The following is a 15,453-nucleotide window of genomic DNA, read 5'->3' on the forward strand; positions in this document are numbered from 1 at the left end:
GTTCCGGAACGCGACCGGATCGGCATGCCCGCCCGTCAAGACGGCCGTCGCCGACGACCCTTCAGGAGGCGTCCCGCCCCGGGGTCTCCTCCCCCAGCGCCTTCAGCGCCCGCAACTGCTCCAGGAACCACTGCGCCGGCGGCAGCGCCGTGGCGGCAGCGGCCAGCCGCGCCGTGCGCTCGCCGCGTTCCCAGGCCTCCATCGTCAGCGCCTTGTGCAGCGCCCGCGCGGTGTCGCTCACGTCGTACGGATTGACCGTGAGGGCGTCCTCGCCCAGCTCCTCATGGGCGCCGGCCTCCCGGGAGAGCACCAGCGCACAGCCATGGTCGGAGACCACCGGGATCTCCTTCGCTACCAGATTCATCCCGTCCCGGATCGGGTTGACCAGTGCCACATCCGCCAGCCGGTACGCGGCCAGCGAGCGCGCGAAGTCGTCCTTCACATGCAGCACGACCGGTCGCCAACTCTCCGTTCCGTACTCGGTGTTGATCTCCTCGGCGAGCCGTCCGACCTGCGCCGTGTACTCCCGGTAGACGGCCAGGTCCTGCCGCGACGGATAGGCGAAGGCGATGTGCACGACACGCCCGTGCCACGACGGGTGCTCCGCCAGCAGCTCCCGGTAGGCGAGCAGCCCCCGCACGATGTTCTTCGACAGCTCGGTCCGGTCCACCCGGACGACGGTCTTGCGCGCCGTCCCGTCGGGCCCCGTGCCGATCTGCTCCCGCAGGGCGGCCAGCCGCTCGTTGACGTCCGCCTGCTGCGACCGCTCCCGCAGGAACCCGGCGTCCGCCCCGAGCCCGTGCACACCGATCCGGGTGTCGCCCGTGCCGCCGACGACCTCGGTGCAGCAGTCGGCGAACGCGTCCGCCCAGCGACGGGTGAGGAACCCCAGCCGGTCGGCGCCCAGCATCCCCTGCAACACCTGCTCGGCGATGTCGTCCGGCAGCATCCGGAAGTACTCCGGCGGTGCCCATGGCGTGTGCGAGAAATGCGCGATCCGTACGTCGGGCCGCAGCGCCCGCAGCATCCCCGGAACCAAGGACAGGTGGTAGTCCTGCACCAGCACCGCCGCGCCCTCGGCGGCCTCGTCGGCGAGCGCCTGGGCGAAGGCGCGGTTATAGGCCTCATACGACGCCCACTGCGCCCGGAACTCCGCATCGAAGACCGGCTCCAGCGGTGTTTGGTACAGCATGTGGTGGACGAACCACAGCACGGAGTTCGCGATGCCGTTGTAGGCGGCGGCATACACCTCGGCCGGGATATCCAGCATCCGGACGCGCTGCCCGCCGGTGTCACCGGGCTCCAGCGCACCACCCGTCCGCCGTACGGCCTCCCGGTCCCCGTCGCCCAGGGCGGCGCACACCCACACCGCGTCGGTTTCGGGCCCGATGGCCGACAGCCCGGACACCAGCCCGCCCCCGCCCCGCTTGGCGGTGAGCGTGCCGTCCTCCGTCAGGCCGTAGGAGACCGGCCCGCGATTCGACGCGACAAGAACCTCGGCACCCGCTGGGGCCGCACTGCGCTCGGAGACCATGTCGCGACAGTAACCCGCGACAGATCCGCGCAAACGTACGGAAGCGGCCAAGAGGCGCGGGTCCGGGTGGGCTCCTCAGTCGTCTCCCGGTGGGAATGCGTGGACCGGCCACGACGGTTCACCCTCGGCGGGCTCCGGGTGCGCGCAGCCGAGACGATCGCCCCGGCTGCGGTTGATGCGCAACGAGTCGTCCAGCGCATCCGTCAAGCAGCAGGCCAGGAAGCGCAGTTCGGGCGCCGTGGTCGGGGTGTCGCGGAGGAGGGCACGGGCGTGCCTCAGGAGGATCTCGCCGGATGCGAGCTGGGCGTGTTCAACGGCGTTCGCCTGCCGGGTGACGGGGCCGTCTCCCTCGGAGAGCAGGTAGCACGGCTTCCCCTCCGGGCTTGACCAGGGAAGCAGGCGCGGACGCGCAGGAGGCGTCATGGCGACTCCAGTTCTCTAGAGAAGTTGGACCGCTACTCATTGAAGCGAAGTGGATGCATGGCGTCAACTGCTTCTCTAGAGATGCTGGGAGGTGGGGGCGGGCGGTGATGTCGTGGCGCTCGAACAGATCTCTAGGATGTCTAGAGATCGCCAGGAGGGATGCGTCGTCATGGCCGCACAGGAGAGCTCGTCGCCCAAGTACCGCCGGATCGCCGACGCTCTGAAGCGGGCGATCGCGGAGGGGGAGTTCCGGCCCGGAGACCGGCTTCCCGGGGAGAACGAGCTGATGGACCGGCACGGCGTGGCACGGATGACGGCGCGACAGGCGCTCGGTGTGCTCACCTCGGAGGGGCTTGCCGAGGCCCGCAAGGGTGCCGGGGTCTTCGTGCGGGCGTTCCAGCCGATCCGGCGCCGTGGTGTCCCGCGTCTGGCTCGGGAGCAGTGGGGTGAGGGGCGTTCGGTCTGGTCGGCCGATGTGCCCGACCGTGACCTGGTGGTGGACGAGGTCACCGTGGACGAGGAACCGGCAGCCGAAACCGTCGCGGCGCAGCTCGGGACAGAGCCTGGAGGCGCTGTGATCGTGCGGCGCCGCCGGTTCGTGCTCGACGGCAAGCCGGTGCTCCTCTCCACCTCCTATCTTCCCGCCGCCCTTGTCGCGGGCTCGGCAATCACGCAGCCGGACACCGGGGCCGGTGGGACATACGCCCGGCTTGCCGAGCTGGGTGCGGCTCCCGCCCGTTTCAGGGAAGAGGTGCGGTCACGCATGCCGACACCGGAGGAGACCGACCGGCTGCGCCTTCCGGCGGGTACGCCCGTCACTCTCATCAGCCGGATGGCCAGGACGGAAGACGGGCGCACGGTCGAGGTCAACGAGATGATCCTCGACTCGTCCGCCTACGTGCTGGAGTACGACTTCGACGCCTGAGCGCTCACGCCGCGCGAGCGCTCAGGCCGCCCGCCGCTCCGCATACTCCGGGATTTCGGCCATCGGGGGCCGCTCCTCGGTGTCCACGTCCGTCGTACGGGGGACGAAGCCGTCGTCGCCGCGGTCGAACTGGGTGAGGCGGGGGCGTACCAAGTGGCCGCGGGTCAGGCGGAGTTGTGCGGTGCGGTAGATCGCGGCGGCCATCCGGCCGAGCGCCTGGCCGTCCTGGTGGCGGTGTTTGCGGACGCCGACGTCCACCTGGGCGAGGGCGTCGAGGCCGACGGTGTGCAGGGCGTCGACGAGCAGGCCGAGCTCGACGCCGTAGCCGACGGGGAAGGGGAGGCGCTCCAGGAGGGAGCGGCGGGCCGCGTACTCGCCGCCGAGCGGCTGGACGAAGCCGGCCAGCTGCGGCCAGTGGAGATTGAGGAGGGGGCGGGCCACCAGCTCGGTCACCCGGCCGCCCTGCCCGGCCCCGGCGCCCTCGGTGCCGGTCTCCAGGGGGCGGTCGTACATCGCCTTCACGAACTGGACGTCCGGGTCGGTCAGGAGCGGGCCGATGATCCCGGAGACGAAGGCAGCGGAGAATTCGCGCAGGTCGGCGTCGATGAAGCAGACGATGTCGCCGGTGGTGGCCAGCAGGGAGCGCCACAGCACCTCGCCCTTGCCGGGGACGGCGGGCAGCCGCGGCAGGACGCTGTCGCGGGGGACGACCCGGGCGCCGGCCGCCGCGGCGACCTCGGCGGTGCGGTCGGTGGAGCCGGAGTCCAGCACCACCAGCTCATCGACGAGCGGGACCGCGCCGGTCATCAGCTCGGCGCGGATCACCGACACGATCGCCCCGACGGTGGCCTCCTCGTCGAGCGCGGGCAGGACGACGCTGACCGTACGGCCCGTCTGGCGCTTGGCCTCCAGTAGCTGCCCCAGCGGGCGGTCCGCGGCGGACCAGGAGCGGCTGCTCAGCCAGCCCTCCACCTCTTCCAGCACGTCTACGACTCCTCGGTCGCCGCCGGTGGGCGGCCTCTGTGATCCATCTCGCGGTTCGGACGACTATCTCAACCGTCAGTGCCTTCGGTTACAGTCTTGAACAACGCGGATGACCGTCGCATGTCGGGGTCCGCGCCACAAACGCCTGGGTTTCGGCCCAGCGCCATACCGCTCATCCAGAGGGGCAGAGGGATACGGCCCGTTGAAGCCCCGGCAACCCTCCAGCCGGTCTTGCCGCAAGGACGCTGACGTCCCGCGCGCGAGGCTCCCGGCTAGGGAAGGTGCCAAATCCGTCTCGTGGCGAGATTCGTCGCGAGGAAGATGAGGAGAAAGGGCCTCGCCTCCATGGCTGTGCAAGTCACCGAAAACACCCCCACCGTCGCTCTGGGCCCCGCCGCAGCCCTGTCCTGCCGCGAGTGCGGACAGCGCTTCGCGCTCGGCCCGATCTTCGCGTGCCAGGAATGTTTCGGGCCGCTCGAAGTCGCGTACGACCTGCCGAGCGGCGACCCCGAGGGCCTGAAGAAGCAGATCGAGGCCGGTCCGGACAACATCTGGCGCTACGCCCCGCTGCTGCCCGTCCCCGCCGACGTGGCCGACAAGCCCAACCTCAACCCCGGCTTCACCAAGCTCGTCAAGGCCGACCGGCTCGCCGCCGAGCTGGGCGTCACCGGCGGGCTGTACGTCAAGGACGACTCGGGCAACCCGACGCACTCCTTCAAGGACCGCGTCGTGGCGATCGCCGTCGAGGCCGCCCGCGCCTTCGGCTTCACCACCCTGTCCTGCTCCTCCACCGGCAACCTCGCCGGTGCGGTCGGTGCCGCGGCGCGCCGCGCGGGCTTCCAGTCCTGCGTGTTCATCCCGCACGACCTGGAGGCCGGCAAGGTCGTCATGGCCGCGGTCTACGGCGGTGACCTGGTAGGCATCGAGGGCAACTACGACGACGTCAACCGCTTCTGCTCGGAGCTCATCGGCGACCCGCTGGGCGAGGGCTGGGGCTTCGTCAACGTCAATCTGCGCCCCTACTACGGCGAGGGTTCCAAAACCCTCGCGTACGAGATCTGCGAGCAGCTGGGCTGGCGGCTCCCGGACCAGATCGTCATCCCGATCGCGTCCGGCTCGCAGCTCACGAAGATCGACAAGGGCCTCAAGGAGCTGATCGCCCTCGGCCTGGTCGAGGACAAGCCGTACAAGATCTTCGGCGCCCAGGCGGAGGGCTGCTCGCCGGTGTCCACGGCCTTCAAGGCCGGGCACGACGTGGTGCGCCCGCAGAAGCCGAAGACCATCGCCAAGTCGCTGGCGATCGGCAACCCGGCCGACGGCCCGTACGTGCTCGACATCGCCCGCCGCACGGGCGGTGCCGTCGAGGACGTCAACGACGAGCAGGTCGTGGACGCGATCAAGCTGCTGGCCAGGACGGAAGGCATCTTCGCGGAGACCGCGGGCGGGGTGACCGTCGGCGTGACCAAGAAGCTGATCGAGGACGGTGTGCTGGACCCGTCCCTGACGACCGTCGTCCTGAACACCGGCGACGGCCTCAAGACGCTGGACGCGGTCGCCCCGACCTCCGGGCCCACGGCCACGATCCGTCCGGACCTGGACGCGTTCCGCGCGGCCGGCCTGGCTCGCTGAGGCCGCCGGCCCCGTCCGCGCACGGGGCCGCGCCACCATCCGCCACGAGGCCGCCGGCCCGTCCGCCACGAGGCCGGGCCACCGTCCCCGAACTCGTACTCCGCAATACCCGGAAGGCAGAACCATGAGCGTGAAGGTCCGCATCCCCACCATCCTCCGCACGTACACCGGCGGCCAGGCCGAGGTCGCCGCCCAGGGCGCGACCCTCTCCGAGGTGATCGCCGACCTGGAGCAGAACCACCAGGGCATCGCGGCCCGTGTGCTGGACGACGCCGGCAAGCTGCGCCGCTTCGTGAACGTCTACGTCAACGACGACGATGTGCGCTTCGAGCAGGGCCTGGAGACGCCGACCCCGGACGGTGCGGGCGTTTCGATCATTCCCGCGGTGGCCGGAGGCTGCTGATTTGCGCCAATTCTTGGCCTGCTTGACCGGAATTGCCCCGTCCGCCAGAAAGCGGACGGGGCAATTCCATGTTGTGAAAGGAGATACCATTGAGGTGATACCCCTCCGCTATAGCGCGTGCGTGTGCCGAACGCATATGAGATCGCGATCAGTTGTGTCCAAAGTGTGGGCAACATTTGTCGCTTAGGTGAGCTATGCCCGGCCCGACTTGCCCGGGAGAACCGGGATTTCACCGCATATTGCCGATTCTCCGGCCCCAGATTTCTCGTCCGATTGACCTGTTGCGCTGGGCATCTGTGCAGATACATTCAGCGGCGGTCGACGCGTTCCGGCGCACACCCCACAGGGCTTTCGCGGGGTGAGGTCTGACCCGGGTCCGCGGAGTGCGGTCCTGCGCAAGGGCCAGTAATAGGGGAGTTAGGCATGGCTCAGGGCACCGTCAAGTGGTTCAACGCGGAGAAGGGGTACGGCTTCATCGCGGTCGACGGTGGTGCGGATGTTTTCGTCCACTACAGCGCGATCCAGATGGACGGTTACCGCACCCTTGAGGAGGGTCAGCGAGTCGAGTTCGAGATCTCGCAGGGCCAGAAGGGGCCGCAGGCGGACATGGTCCGGGTGGCCGGCTGAGGCGCCGACCGACTGCTGCGTAGTGAAGGCCCGTACCCGTGAAGGGTGCGGGCCTTCTGCTGTCTGCTGCCCGATCCCCGATGCCCGATCCCCGATGCCCGATGCCGCTGTCGGCGGACGGCGGACGGTGGACGGCCGGGCAGGCGGGTCGGCCCCGGGTGGCCTGCGCTCACCTGTCATCCACCCGTCACTCCGGCGCCACCCCGATAGGGGGCATCTTCGAAGCCGCCTTGCACTCAAGGGGTGCGAGTGCTAATCATTGCGTTAGCACTCTCCCAGTGAGAGTGACAAAGAAGGACCGGGTCGGTGAGGCCCGTGGGCCGGTGGGGCAAGGAACCACACAGGTCTGCAGGTCGTCCGTCGCGGGCGCCAGCGCGGTCCGGAGAAATCCTTCCCCAAGCTCTCAACTGCGTTCGAGCAGGGGAGACCCCATTAGTCCGGGAGGACCACTTCACATGGCCAAGATCATCGCGTTCGACGAGGAGGCACGGCGCGGTCTCGAGCGCGGGATGAACCAGCTCGCCGACGCCGTCAAGGTCACCCTCGGCCCCAAGGGCCGCAACGTCGTCCTCGAGAAGAAGTGGGGCGCCCCCACGATCACCAACGATGGTGTATCCATCGCCAAGGAGATCGAGCTCGAGGACCCGTACGAGAAGATCGGCGCCGAGCTGGTCAAGGAGGTCGCGAAGAAGACGGACGACGTCGCCGGTGACGGCACGACGACCGCGACCGTCCTGGCCCAGGCTCTGGTCCGCGAGGGCCTGCGCAACGTCGCCGCCGGCGCCAACCCGATGGCCCTCAAGCGCGGCATCGAGCGTGCCGTCGAGGCCGTCTCCGCCGCCCTGCTGGAGCAGGCCAAGGACGTGGAGACCAAGGAGCAGATCGCTTCGACCGCCTCCATCTCCGCCGCTGACACCCAGATCGGCGAGCTGATCGCCGAGGCCATGGACAAGGTCGGCAAGGAAGGCGTCATCACCGTCGAGGAGTCCCAGACCTTCGGTCTGGAGCTGGAACTCACCGAGGGTATGCGCTTCGACAAGGGCTACATCTCGGCGTACTTCGCGACCGACATGGAGCGCATGGAAGCCGCGCTCGACGACCCGTACATCCTGATCGTCAACTCGAAGATCAGCAACGTGAAGGACCTGCTCCCGCTCCTGGAGAAGGTCATGCAGTCGGGCAAGCCGCTGCTGATCATCGCCGAGGACGTCGAGGGCGAGGCCCTGTCGACCCTGGTCGTCAACAAGATCCGTGGCACCTTCAAGTCCGTCGCCGTCAAGGCCCCGGGCTTCGGTGACCGCCGCAAGGCCATGCTCGGCGACATCGCCATCCTCACCGGTGGCACCGTCATCTCCGAGGAGGTCGGCCTCAAGCTGGAGAACGCCGGTCTCGAACTGCTCGGCCGCGCCCGCAAGGTCGTCATCACCAAGGACGAGACCACCATCGTCGACGGTGCCGGCGACAGCGAGCAGGTCCAGGGCCGGGTCAACCAGATCCGCGCCGAGATCGAGAACAGCGACTCGGACTACGACCGCGAGAAGCTCCAGGAGCGTCTGGCGAAGCTGGCCGGCGGCGTGGCCGTCATCAAGGCCGGTGCCGCCACCGAGGTCGAGCTCAAGGAGCGCAAGCACCGCATCGAGGACGCCGTTCGCAACGCGAAGGCGGCCGTCGAAGAGGGCATCGTCGCCGGCGGTGGCGTGGCCCTGCTCCAGGCTTCCTCGGTCTTCGAGAAGCTCGACCTGGACGGCGACGAGGCCACCGGCGCCAACGCCGTGAAGCTCGCGCTGGAGGCCCCGCTCAAGCAGATCTCCGTCAACGGCGGCCTTGAGGGCGGCGTTGTGGTGGAGAAGGTGCGCAACCTGCCCGTGGGTCACGGCCTCAACGCCGCGACCGGCGACTACGTCGACATGATCGCCGAGGGCATCATCGACCCGGCGAAGGTCACGCGCTCCGCGCTGCAGAACGCCGCCTCCATCGCGGCGCTGTTCCTCACCACCGAGGCCGTCATCGCCGACAAGCCGGAGAAGGCCGCTGCCGGCGGCGCTCCGGGCGGCATGCCGGGCGGTGACATGGACTTCTGATCCCTCGCGGATCAGACACCGGTCCTCCCGGACCGCACGTCCAGACGTACGTCGGGGCGGCACCCTCCTCCCAGGGGGTGCCGCCCCGGCGGCGTTTCCACGGGTGCCTCCGGCCGGTGCGGTTCAAGGGCGGAGGGCCGTGGTCCTGGCTCAGGTGCCCACGGTCGGGCCATATGAGGGGTCCGGTGTGCTCCTCCGCGGCCGGCGCGAGCATCGCCGGATGTGGTGGGAGACCGGGAGCGACGGGCAGCCTCAGCCTCAGCTGCGAGCCAGGCCGCTCAGGTCCTCGTGGCCTACTCCCGGTGCGCTCAGCGCCAGCCAGCCGTGGCCCCGTATCTGCGTGTCGGCGCCGATACGGGTGGGGTCCACCGACAGCTGGCGGCAAGCGGTGGTGGCGTCCGCTGTGCCCGCGTTGGGCTCGGCCTCGTCACACTCCGCATCGAAGTGCACATCGTCGACGAGCAGGTCTTCCCACGGCAGTGGCTCACCGACCCACTCGGGAACGTCCTCGCGCGCGTACCGGCGCCGGATGCGTCCCTGCTCGGCGACCACCCAGATGTTTGATCCACCCGCTGTGTCCTCGAAGAACATCTGGGCTTCGCCGCACTGGGCGCTCAGCCGTTCCACCGCGCTCATCCAGTCGTCCCAGTCGATGCCGACCGCGTCCTCCAGGTTCCCGGTGATCAGTCGCCAGCCGTCGAGTTCCGGCGTGACGAACACCGGTACTGCTCCTGGCCGGTAGGGCAACTGTGCTACGTCCGCCCCTTCGCTGAGTGTCACAGGGAAGCGGTCGTGCAGGTCCAAAGCCGTGAACAGGCCCTCATAGCGCTCGCCCGGCACCGCGTACCACCAGCTGTCCGAGAGAACCGGAGAGGGCTTCTCGTAGCAGGACTTGAGGAGAGCCCGACGTGCCAGCAGCATCCGGTCGTGCTCGCTCAGACGGTCGGTGAATCCGGCTTCCAGCAGGGCGTCAAGCCTGTTCTCGATCATGAGCCAGGAGCATAGGGCGACAGGATGTCGCCGCCGGTCCGGGGTGTGTGCCGCAGACCGGATCGAGTCGCCGACCCCGTTGCGCGCCGTCGGCCCCGCATGCCGCGGCCTCTGCTTACGCCGTGGCCCCAGCGGCCCCGGTCGCCCCTATGGCGCGCCGTAGGGCCGCGCCTGTTCCGTGGGCCGTGCCCGCTTCGTGGTGCCCCTATCGACGGCGGACGATGAGGCAGCCCGCGAGGCACAGGGCCCCCGCCACGGACAGCAGCACGGCGCCGCAGAGGGTGGCCGGTGCGGGCGGGGCATCGCGGTCGAGGGTGCTTTCGAAGACGGCGTGGACCACCAGGACATGGCCGTGCGTCGCGGGCAGCGGCGGGAATGGGGGCGGTGTCTCGCCCCACAGGATCAGTCCCACCCCGCCTACGGTCAGTACGAGAGCCGTGAGGGCCACGATCAGCCTGGCGCGCCAGGGGCGCTGTAATCGGATCAGCATGGCGTCGACCCTACTGACTGCCACTGACTGCCGCGCCACGGTGCGGCAGGATCACGGTCGGCCGGCGGCGGCCCCACTGCGGCTGGGTGCCGGTGGCCGTGCGACCGCGCGCAAATGCTGCACGCGGGCACGGACTCGGGCGGCCGTCGCCTCCGCCGCACGACGCCGCCGGTCGTCCGGTGGAGCCTCGCCCCGGCAGGGGCCGCAGACACCCCCGGGGAGCGCGGCGGGCCGCCCGGGGGCACGGCAGACGGTGCACTCCATGATCCGGAGGGGACCGGATGACGGCCCTCGGGCCGGGTCGCCCGCACCCGGCTCGGCGGCTTCGGGCGGCATCTTGGTGAGCAGCCGGGAGCGGGCGAGTCGGCCCGGGTGGTGGATGTGCGGCGGCAGCCCGGAGGTCAGGGCGGACAGGAGCTGGTCGCGGGTCGCGCCGCGCGCCAGCCATTCCTCCGCGAATGCTTCGAGGGACGCGCAGTCGTCAGCGGACAGCGTCATACGGGGTTCGGCGCGGCCGAGGGCGGCGAGGGCGGCGTAGCCGGGGGACTGCCGTTGACGGGTGCGGACGTGGACGTGTGGGCTCTGCGGGTGTGGCGGATCGGCGGTGGGAGGCGGGGTGTCACCGGCGTCACCGGCGTCACCGGCGGCGTCGGCGTCGTCGGTCATCGGGACGTTCCCGGCGCATAAGGCCATCCACCAGGAGTCGTCCCGTGCCGTACGCGAGAAGTACGTACGCGTCACCCAGAGCGGGCTGCCGCCGTCACTCGTGTGTGTCTCGGCGACCCGCCGCAGATGACCGGCCTCCGAGAGGCGGCGGAGCGCGGTCCGCAGGGCGCACTGCCCGTAGTCCGGCAACACCTTGGCCAGCGTCTTCACGGAGATGTCGGCACCCTCGGGCAGCCGGTCGAGGTAGGCGGCGATGGATGCCTCGCGGCGGGGGAGGTGTGCGAAGTCGCCGGGGCGGGAGGGGCGTTGTGCGGGCGCTTCGCGCTTGCCGTAGCCGGGGCGGGCGGAGGGGTGGTTGTGGTGGGGGAGTGCGGGGGCGCACGGGACGGCGTTAAAGTTGTCGTCAGCCATGAGATCGGTCCTAGTTCGATCTTGGTGGTCAGACCCCGGTCGGTGTTGGTAGCACCTGCCGGGGTTGTTTGTTGCTGGGCACGCTAGACCGGCGCGGTGTGGTGTCGCAAGCCGGTCACGGAATGTCATCCGCGCTGGTACGTGCGGGAGTTGGCGGCTCGGGGGAGGGCGGGTGGGTGTTCTTCCGACCACCCGTTCCTTGGAAAGAGGGCTCGGGGTCCGCGGCTTGAGCCCCGGACCCCGAGTGCCGTCAGGCGCCCTACAGGGAACTGGACTTGATGCCCTCGATGAACGCCGCCCAGGCCGGTGCCCGGAACGCGAGCGCCGGACCGTCCGGGTCTTTGGAGTCCCGGACGGGCACGATGCCGGGGTGGTCGTCGGAGACTTCGAGGCAGTCGCCGCCGCTGCCGTCGCTGTGGGTGGACTTCCGCCAGGTGGCGACTTCGAGGCAGTTTCCGCCGCTGCCGCCGCTGTAGCTGGACTTGTGCCAAGTCGCGATTTCGAGGCAGTCGCCGCCGCTGCCGCCGCTGTAGCTGGACTTGTGCCACGTGGCGGTGCTCAGGTCGTACTCACTACTCACGGTCATGTGCCTCCGCCGCTGACTCGATCAGGGCCAGTGACGCTTCTGGTGACAATGCGCTGGCTCCCACGAAATCGTAGGCCAGTTCGTACTGCGCCACCCTTGCTGGATCGTCCAGCAATCGCCCTGTGCCTAGACCGTCAAGGTACGCGAGCGGTGGCGCGTCAGTGAACGCCATTAATTTCAGGGAGCCTTCCAACGCCGCATGGGCACCCGCCGAGAACGGCAACACCTGCACGATGACCCGGTGCTTCCGGATCAGCTCCACCACGTGCCACAGCGCCTCCGCCATCACCGCCGGGCCGCCGGTCGTGCGGCGCAGCACAGCCTCGTCCAGCACCACCCACAACAACGGGGTCGTTGGATGGTCGAGGAGGCGCGTGCGTTCGAGTCGTGCCGTGACCGTTTCCTCGATCACGTCCTCCGGCGCCGTCGGCTGGTACGCGCGGCAAACCGCCCACGCGTAGGCCTTGGTCTGCAGCAGTCCTGGGATCAGCTGCGGGGCGTACTGTCTGATCGATGTGGCGATGGCTTCCGCCTCCGCCGCCTCCGCGAAGTGGTCCGGGTACTTGGACTTCGTCGCGGCCTCGCAGTTGCGGGTGAAGTAGCCGTCCGTCCCGAGGATCTCATCGATCTTCACGGCGAATTCCAGCTGCATCCGCCGTGTCCCCGCCTCCAGCTGGCCGATGAACGACCCGCTGACGAAGAGGGGCTTGCCGAGTTCTTCCTGGGTGAGACCGGCCTCTTCGCGCTTGTGGCGTAACTCTGCGCCGAGCATGGCGCGGGGGGACGAGGACGGGTCGAGGGGTTTGGGTCCGGGCATCGCAGCAACTCCCTGTTACACACGATCGGTTGTTGGGTCTGCGCCTCTATGCAGGCTAGACCCGTAGTGGCCACGCTGTGTACGCAATGGCAACACTCAGTGTGGAAGGTGATGAGGCGAATGCTGACGGCGCGTGAGCGGATGCGGCAGGCCGAGGGCGTCACGGAAGAACTGGACACCGCGCTCCGGGCGGCGGGGATCACCCTGCCGTCCCTCGGTGTCGACCCGGTGTCGTGCACGAGCGGCCATCTGGCGCCGCTGGTCGAGCTGGGGCGCTGCAATCTGGACACGGCCCGGCGGCTCGCCGGCGTACTGGCGGACTACGCCCGGACCGCCGCACCGGGACACGGTGAGGAGGAGCGGCGGCCGTGATGCCGGTGCCGGTGCCGGTGCCCGGAAGCTTTGCGGTGGACGGGCGGGACGGCCGCGTCGGTGTGGTCGTGGGCCTGGGCGTCGGCCACGAGGGGCCGATCGTGCAGCTCCGTCCGCCCGGGGGCGGCGTGCCGTGGGACTGCCCGCCGCACGCGCTGTCCGCCGCCCCGCCGTCCGCCGTACTGGCGGCCCGGGTCAGAGAGCTGAACTGGCAGAGCCGGATGCCGTGAGGGGTGGGCCGCGCCGGCTTCGCCCTCCTGCGAAAACGCGTCCTGTTCGCGCCTGAGGGTGTGCGCGGCGGGTTCGTGCGACGGATGACGGTCCCACGCAATGTAGGTCGGCTGTCGGTGACGGACAGGGTTCTGTCGGCGGGGTGTAGGTGGCCGCTGGGAACGTGAGGCGTGGGCGGGACCAGTTGTGAAGGTGCAATCCCATCCCCCTCCATCCCCCTCCATCCGCCTATCCCCCCATCCGCCTATCCCCCATCCGCCTATCCCCCCATCCCTCCACCCCATCCCCTCCAGATCGCTGCGAACGTCAGGAGCCTGCCATGCCCTCCGCACTCAAGACCCCGTCGTGGGACGTTCACCGGCTGCCTCCTGCTGAGGGCAAGAGCTTCCTGGTCACCGGCGGCAACGCGGGCATCGGGTACTTCGTCGCCGAGCAGCTCGCCGGCACCGGGGCCACGGTCGTTCTCGGCAGCCGCGATGAGGCGAAGGCCAAAGCTGCGATTGCTTCGATCGGTTCCCGCGTCCCCGGTGCCAAGGTGCGACATCTGCGTCTGGACCTGGCCGATGTCACCTCGCTCAAGGCGTCCGTGGACGCGCTCCGGCTGGACCGTCTCGACGCGGTCGTCCACAACGCCGGCGTGGCGCTCGACCATCCACCACGCCGCGAAACCAAGGACGGTCACGAGCTGATGTTCGCCACCAACCACCTCGGGCACTTCGCACTGACAAGATGGCTTGCCCCCCTGCTCATGGCCACTCCCAAGAGCCGGATCGTCACCACCGGCAGCTTCGCGGCCAAGTCCGAACGCCTGGACCTCGACGATCTGCACAGCACACACGACTACCAGCCCAAGCGCACCTACGGGCGGTCGAAGCTGGCTCAGATGATCTTCGGCTTCGAACTTGACCGCCGTCTGCGCGCTGCGGGCAGCACGACGCTGAGCGTGGTCGTCCATCCCGGCGGTGCGCTCGACTCGCTCACCCCCTCGCGCCCGCTGGTTCATGACCGGACCACGGGCGAGCGGTTGCGCGGCCTACCGCTCGGCCTTCTCGTCCAAGGCAAGGAAGCCGGCGCGTGGCCCGCCGTTCGGGCCACGCTCGACCCGGACGTACGCGGCGGGCAGCTGTGGGGACCTCGCGTGTTCGGGCTACGCGGTAAGCCCATGATCGAACCCGTCTGGAGCCATCTGGCCGACACCACGACCGCGGCGCGCCTATGGGCGGCCAGCTGCGACCTGACCGGCGGCGATCTGGCGCTTGCCCCACACGACTAGGTTCGGGCCGCGGCCCGGCGTGTGGACGGCCGCGTTGTGCGCCAGGGCGGTGATCCGTGCGGATGGATGTACGGCTGACGGTCGTACGGTCGGCTGCCGGGCGTGTGGTCCGTTGTCGGTTGTTGGTTGCCGGTGTGCGGGCCGTGGGGGTGTGCGGAGTGTGGTCGGCGTGCGGGGTGCCGTTTCGCGTCAGTGCTGTACACGGCGGGGAGCGGGGGTGGACGGCTCGGGGCGTGCGGCTTGATCCGCGGGTCACGGGTGGCTATCCGCGGTGCCGTAGCCCGGCCCCGAGCATGGCGTGGGGTGACGACGGTGGGGCGAGAGGCTGGGGTCAGGACGCCTCGGCAACTCCCTGTTACACACGATCGGTTGTTGGATCGGCGTCTCTCTGCAGGCTGGGCCGGTAGCCGCCACGCTGTGTGCACGACGGGGTACCCAGCGTGGAAGGTGATGAGGCGAATGTTGACGGCGCGTGATCGGGTACGGCAGGCCGAGGGCGTCATGGCGGAACTGCACACCGCACTCCAGGCAGTGGGGGTCACCCTTCCTTCCCTCTGCGTCGACCCGGTGTCGTGCGCGAGCAGCGTCATGGCGCCCCTGGTCGAGCTGGGGCGCTGCAATCTCGACACCGCCCAGCGGCTGGCCGAGGTCTTGGCGGACTACGCCAAGACCGTCGCCCCCGGGCACGGCCTGGAGGAGGGGCAGCCGTGAAGTTGTCGTCCGGCAGCTATGCGGTGGACGGGCGGGACGGGCGCGTCGGCCGGGTCGTGGGCCGCCAGGGGCCGTTGGTGCAGCTCCGCGAGCCCGGCGGTGGCCGGCCGTGGACCTGCCCGCCGCACTTACTGCGTCCCGCCCCGCCGTCCGCCGTACTGGCGGCCCGCCTCAGAGAGCTCAACTGGGAGAGCCGGATGATCCCCTGAGGAAGGACTGGGGTGTTCGTCTCACGCCACCGCCACCGCCAACGCCAACACCAACGCCAACACCAACGGCAATACCGACCCGGGGCACGGC

General features: G+C 69.7%; 18 protein-coding genes and 1 riboswitch. Of the genes, 10 read left to right on the plus strand and 8 right to left on the minus strand.

What is annotated here, in order from left to right; genetic code table 11:
* Window positions 1-61: 61 nt before the first annotated feature.
* Entirely contained in the window at window positions 62-1,534 is a 1,473-nt protein-coding gene (locus ACF088_RS21145; RefSeq protein ID WP_392377298.1) for a trehalose-6-phosphate synthase, read from the minus strand.
* A gap of 75 nt (window positions 1,535-1,609) precedes the next feature.
* Entirely contained in the window at window positions 1,610-1,957 is a 348-nt protein-coding gene (locus tag ACF088_RS21150; protein ID WP_392377299.1) for a hypothetical protein, read from the minus strand.
* Between the two features lie 169 nt (window positions 1,958-2,126).
* On the opposite strand from ACF088_RS21150, the gene ACF088_RS21155 reads away from it, so the two are divergent.
* Complete coding sequence (locus tag ACF088_RS21155) at window positions 2,127-2,882, plus strand: GntR family transcriptional regulator (protein WP_392377300.1); 756 nt, start codon at window positions 2,127-2,129, stop codon at window positions 2,880-2,882.
* A 21-nt stretch (window positions 2,883-2,903) separates the two neighbouring features.
* On the opposite strand, the gene ACF088_RS21160 is transcribed toward ACF088_RS21155, so the two are convergent.
* Complete coding sequence (locus ACF088_RS21160; protein WP_392377301.1) at window positions 2,904-3,866, minus strand: glucosyl-3-phosphoglycerate synthase; 963 nt, start codon at window positions 3,864-3,866, stop codon at window positions 2,904-2,906.
* A gap of 169 nt (window positions 3,867-4,035) precedes the next feature.
* Window positions 4,036-4,194, plus strand: a riboswitch (SAM riboswitch).
* Window positions 4,195-4,211: 17 nt separating this feature from the next.
* Between ACF088_RS21160 and thrC the strand changes: the two genes are divergently transcribed.
* The 4 genes from thrC (at window position 4,212) to groL (ending at window position 8,606) form a co-directional block, all read left to right on the plus strand.
* Window positions 4,212-5,495 (plus strand): threonine synthase, encoded by a 1,284-nt coding sequence (thrC, locus tag ACF088_RS21165; protein ID WP_392377302.1) that lies wholly within the window; start codon window positions 4,212-4,214, stop codon window positions 5,493-5,495.
* 124 nt (window positions 5,496-5,619) lie between these two features.
* The gene (locus tag ACF088_RS21170; protein WP_392377303.1) at window positions 5,620-5,898 is read left to right on the plus strand and encodes a MoaD/ThiS family protein; all 279 of its coding nucleotides are present in this window, start codon (window positions 5,620-5,622) and stop codon (window positions 5,896-5,898) included.
* A 423-nt stretch (window positions 5,899-6,321) separates the two neighbouring features.
* Window positions 6,322-6,525, plus strand: coding sequence for a cold-shock protein (locus ACF088_RS21175; protein WP_003986833.1), 204 nt, complete (start codon window positions 6,322-6,324; stop codon window positions 6,523-6,525).
* A gap of 455 nt (window positions 6,526-6,980) precedes the next feature.
* Window positions 6,981-8,606, plus strand: coding sequence for a chaperonin GroEL (gene groL / locus ACF088_RS21180; protein ID WP_328385173.1), 1,626 nt, complete (start codon window positions 6,981-6,983; stop codon window positions 8,604-8,606).
* 258 nt (window positions 8,607-8,864) lie between these two features.
* On the opposite strand, the gene ACF088_RS21185 is transcribed toward groL, so the two are convergent.
* From ACF088_RS21185 to ACF088_RS21205, 5 genes are all read right to left on the minus strand, one after another.
* Window positions 8,865-9,596, minus strand: a complete 732-nt coding sequence (locus ACF088_RS21185; protein WP_392377304.1) for a hypothetical protein — start codon at window positions 9,594-9,596, stop codon at window positions 8,865-8,867.
* A gap of 205 nt (window positions 9,597-9,801) precedes the next feature.
* Window positions 9,802-10,086, minus strand: a complete 285-nt coding sequence (locus ACF088_RS21190) for a hypothetical protein (RefSeq protein WP_392377305.1) — start codon at window positions 10,084-10,086, stop codon at window positions 9,802-9,804.
* Window positions 10,087-10,137: 51 nt separating this feature from the next.
* Entirely contained in the window at window positions 10,138-11,163 is a 1,026-nt protein-coding gene (locus tag ACF088_RS21195; protein ID WP_392377306.1) for a hypothetical protein, read from the minus strand.
* Window positions 11,164-11,422: 259 nt separating this feature from the next.
* Entirely contained in the window at window positions 11,423-11,749 is a 327-nt protein-coding gene (locus ACF088_RS21200) for a DUF397 domain-containing protein (protein WP_392377307.1), read from the minus strand.
* Window positions 11,736-12,566, minus strand: coding sequence for a helix-turn-helix domain-containing protein (locus ACF088_RS21205; RefSeq protein WP_392377308.1), 831 nt, complete (start codon window positions 12,564-12,566; stop codon window positions 11,736-11,738). The genes ACF088_RS21200 and ACF088_RS21205 overlap by 14 nt, the downstream gene beginning before the upstream one ends.
* Before the next feature lie 120 nt (window positions 12,567-12,686).
* Between ACF088_RS21205 and ACF088_RS21210 the strand changes: the two genes are divergently transcribed.
* The 5 genes from ACF088_RS21210 (at window position 12,687) to ACF088_RS21230 (ending at window position 15,362) form a co-directional block, all read left to right on the plus strand.
* Window positions 12,687-12,938: a hypothetical protein gene (locus tag ACF088_RS21210; protein ID WP_392377309.1), complete on the plus strand. Its 252-nt coding sequence runs from the start codon at window positions 12,687-12,689 to the stop codon at window positions 12,936-12,938.
* Entirely contained in the window at window positions 12,938-13,168 is a 231-nt protein-coding gene (locus ACF088_RS21215) for a hypothetical protein (protein ID WP_392377310.1), read from the plus strand. Before ACF088_RS21210 ends, ACF088_RS21215 begins: the two co-directional genes overlap by 1 nt.
* Window positions 13,169-13,488: 320 nt before the next feature.
* On the plus strand, window positions 13,489-14,442 hold the full coding sequence (locus ACF088_RS21220; protein WP_392377311.1) for an SDR family NAD(P)-dependent oxidoreductase: 954 nt from the start codon (window positions 13,489-13,491) through the stop codon (window positions 14,440-14,442).
* 459 nt (window positions 14,443-14,901) lie between these two features.
* Window positions 14,902-15,153: a hypothetical protein gene (locus ACF088_RS21225; RefSeq protein WP_392377312.1), complete on the plus strand. Its 252-nt coding sequence runs from the start codon at window positions 14,902-14,904 to the stop codon at window positions 15,151-15,153.
* The gene (locus tag ACF088_RS21230) at window positions 15,150-15,362 is read left to right on the plus strand and encodes a hypothetical protein (protein ID WP_392377313.1); all 213 of its coding nucleotides are present in this window, start codon (window positions 15,150-15,152) and stop codon (window positions 15,360-15,362) included. The genes ACF088_RS21225 and ACF088_RS21230 overlap by 4 nt, the downstream gene beginning before the upstream one ends.
* Window positions 15,363-15,453 lie beyond the last annotated feature (91 nt).

Origin of the sequence: Streptomyces sp. NPDC015125, assembly GCF_043080045.1 — a bacterium.
Taxonomy (GTDB): Bacteria; Actinomycetota; Actinomycetes; order Streptomycetales; family Streptomycetaceae; genus Streptomyces.

What these genes read in the sequence shown, in the direction of transcription:
- ACF088_RS21170 (WP_392377303.1), top strand. Translation starts at nt 5,620, where the DNA reads ATGAGCGTGAAGGTCCGCATCCCCACCATCCTCCGCACGTACACCGGC.
- ACF088_RS21175 (WP_003986833.1), top strand. Translation starts at nt 6,322, where the DNA reads ATGGCTCAGGGCACCGTCAAGTGGTTCAACGCGGAGAAGGGGTACGGC.
- ACF088_RS21145 (WP_392377298.1), bottom strand. Translation starts at nt 1,534, where the DNA reads ATGGTCTCCGAGCGCAGTGCGGCCCCAGCGGGTGCCGAGGTTCTTGTC.
- ACF088_RS21220 (WP_392377311.1), top strand. Translation starts at nt 13,489, where the DNA reads ATGCCCTCCGCACTCAAGACCCCGTCGTGGGACGTTCACCGGCTGCCT.
- thrC (WP_392377302.1), top strand. Translation starts at nt 4,212, where the DNA reads ATGGCTGTGCAAGTCACCGAAAACACCCCCACCGTCGCTCTGGGCCCC.
- ACF088_RS21155 (WP_392377300.1), top strand. Translation starts at nt 2,127, where the DNA reads ATGGCCGCACAGGAGAGCTCGTCGCCCAAGTACCGCCGGATCGCCGAC.
- ACF088_RS21185 (WP_392377304.1), bottom strand. Translation starts at nt 9,596, where the DNA reads ATGATCGAGAACAGGCTTGACGCCCTGCTGGAAGCCGGATTCACCGAC.
- ACF088_RS21200 (WP_392377307.1), bottom strand. Translation starts at nt 11,749, where the DNA reads ATGACCGTGAGTAGTGAGTACGACCTGAGCACCGCCACGTGGCACAAG.
- ACF088_RS21205 (WP_392377308.1), bottom strand. Translation starts at nt 12,566, where the DNA reads ATGCCCGGACCCAAACCCCTCGACCCGTCCTCGTCCCCCCGCGCCATG.
- ACF088_RS21190 (WP_392377305.1), bottom strand. Translation starts at nt 10,086, where the DNA reads ATGCTGATCCGATTACAGCGCCCCTGGCGCGCCAGGCTGATCGTGGCC.
- ACF088_RS21225 (WP_392377312.1), top strand. Translation starts at nt 14,902, where the DNA reads ATGTTGACGGCGCGTGATCGGGTACGGCAGGCCGAGGGCGTCATGGCG.
- ACF088_RS21195 (WP_392377306.1), bottom strand. Translation starts at nt 11,163, where the DNA reads ATGGCTGACGACAACTTTAACGCCGTCCCGTGCGCCCCCGCACTCCCC.
- ACF088_RS21210 (WP_392377309.1), top strand. Translation starts at nt 12,687, where the DNA reads ATGCTGACGGCGCGTGAGCGGATGCGGCAGGCCGAGGGCGTCACGGAA.
- ACF088_RS21215 (WP_392377310.1), top strand. Translation starts at nt 12,938, where the DNA reads ATGCCGGTGCCGGTGCCGGTGCCCGGAAGCTTTGCGGTGGACGGGCGG.
- groL (WP_328385173.1), top strand. Translation starts at nt 6,981, where the DNA reads ATGGCCAAGATCATCGCGTTCGACGAGGAGGCACGGCGCGGTCTCGAG.
- ACF088_RS21150 (WP_392377299.1), bottom strand. Translation starts at nt 1,957, where the DNA reads ATGACGCCTCCTGCGCGTCCGCGCCTGCTTCCCTGGTCAAGCCCGGAG.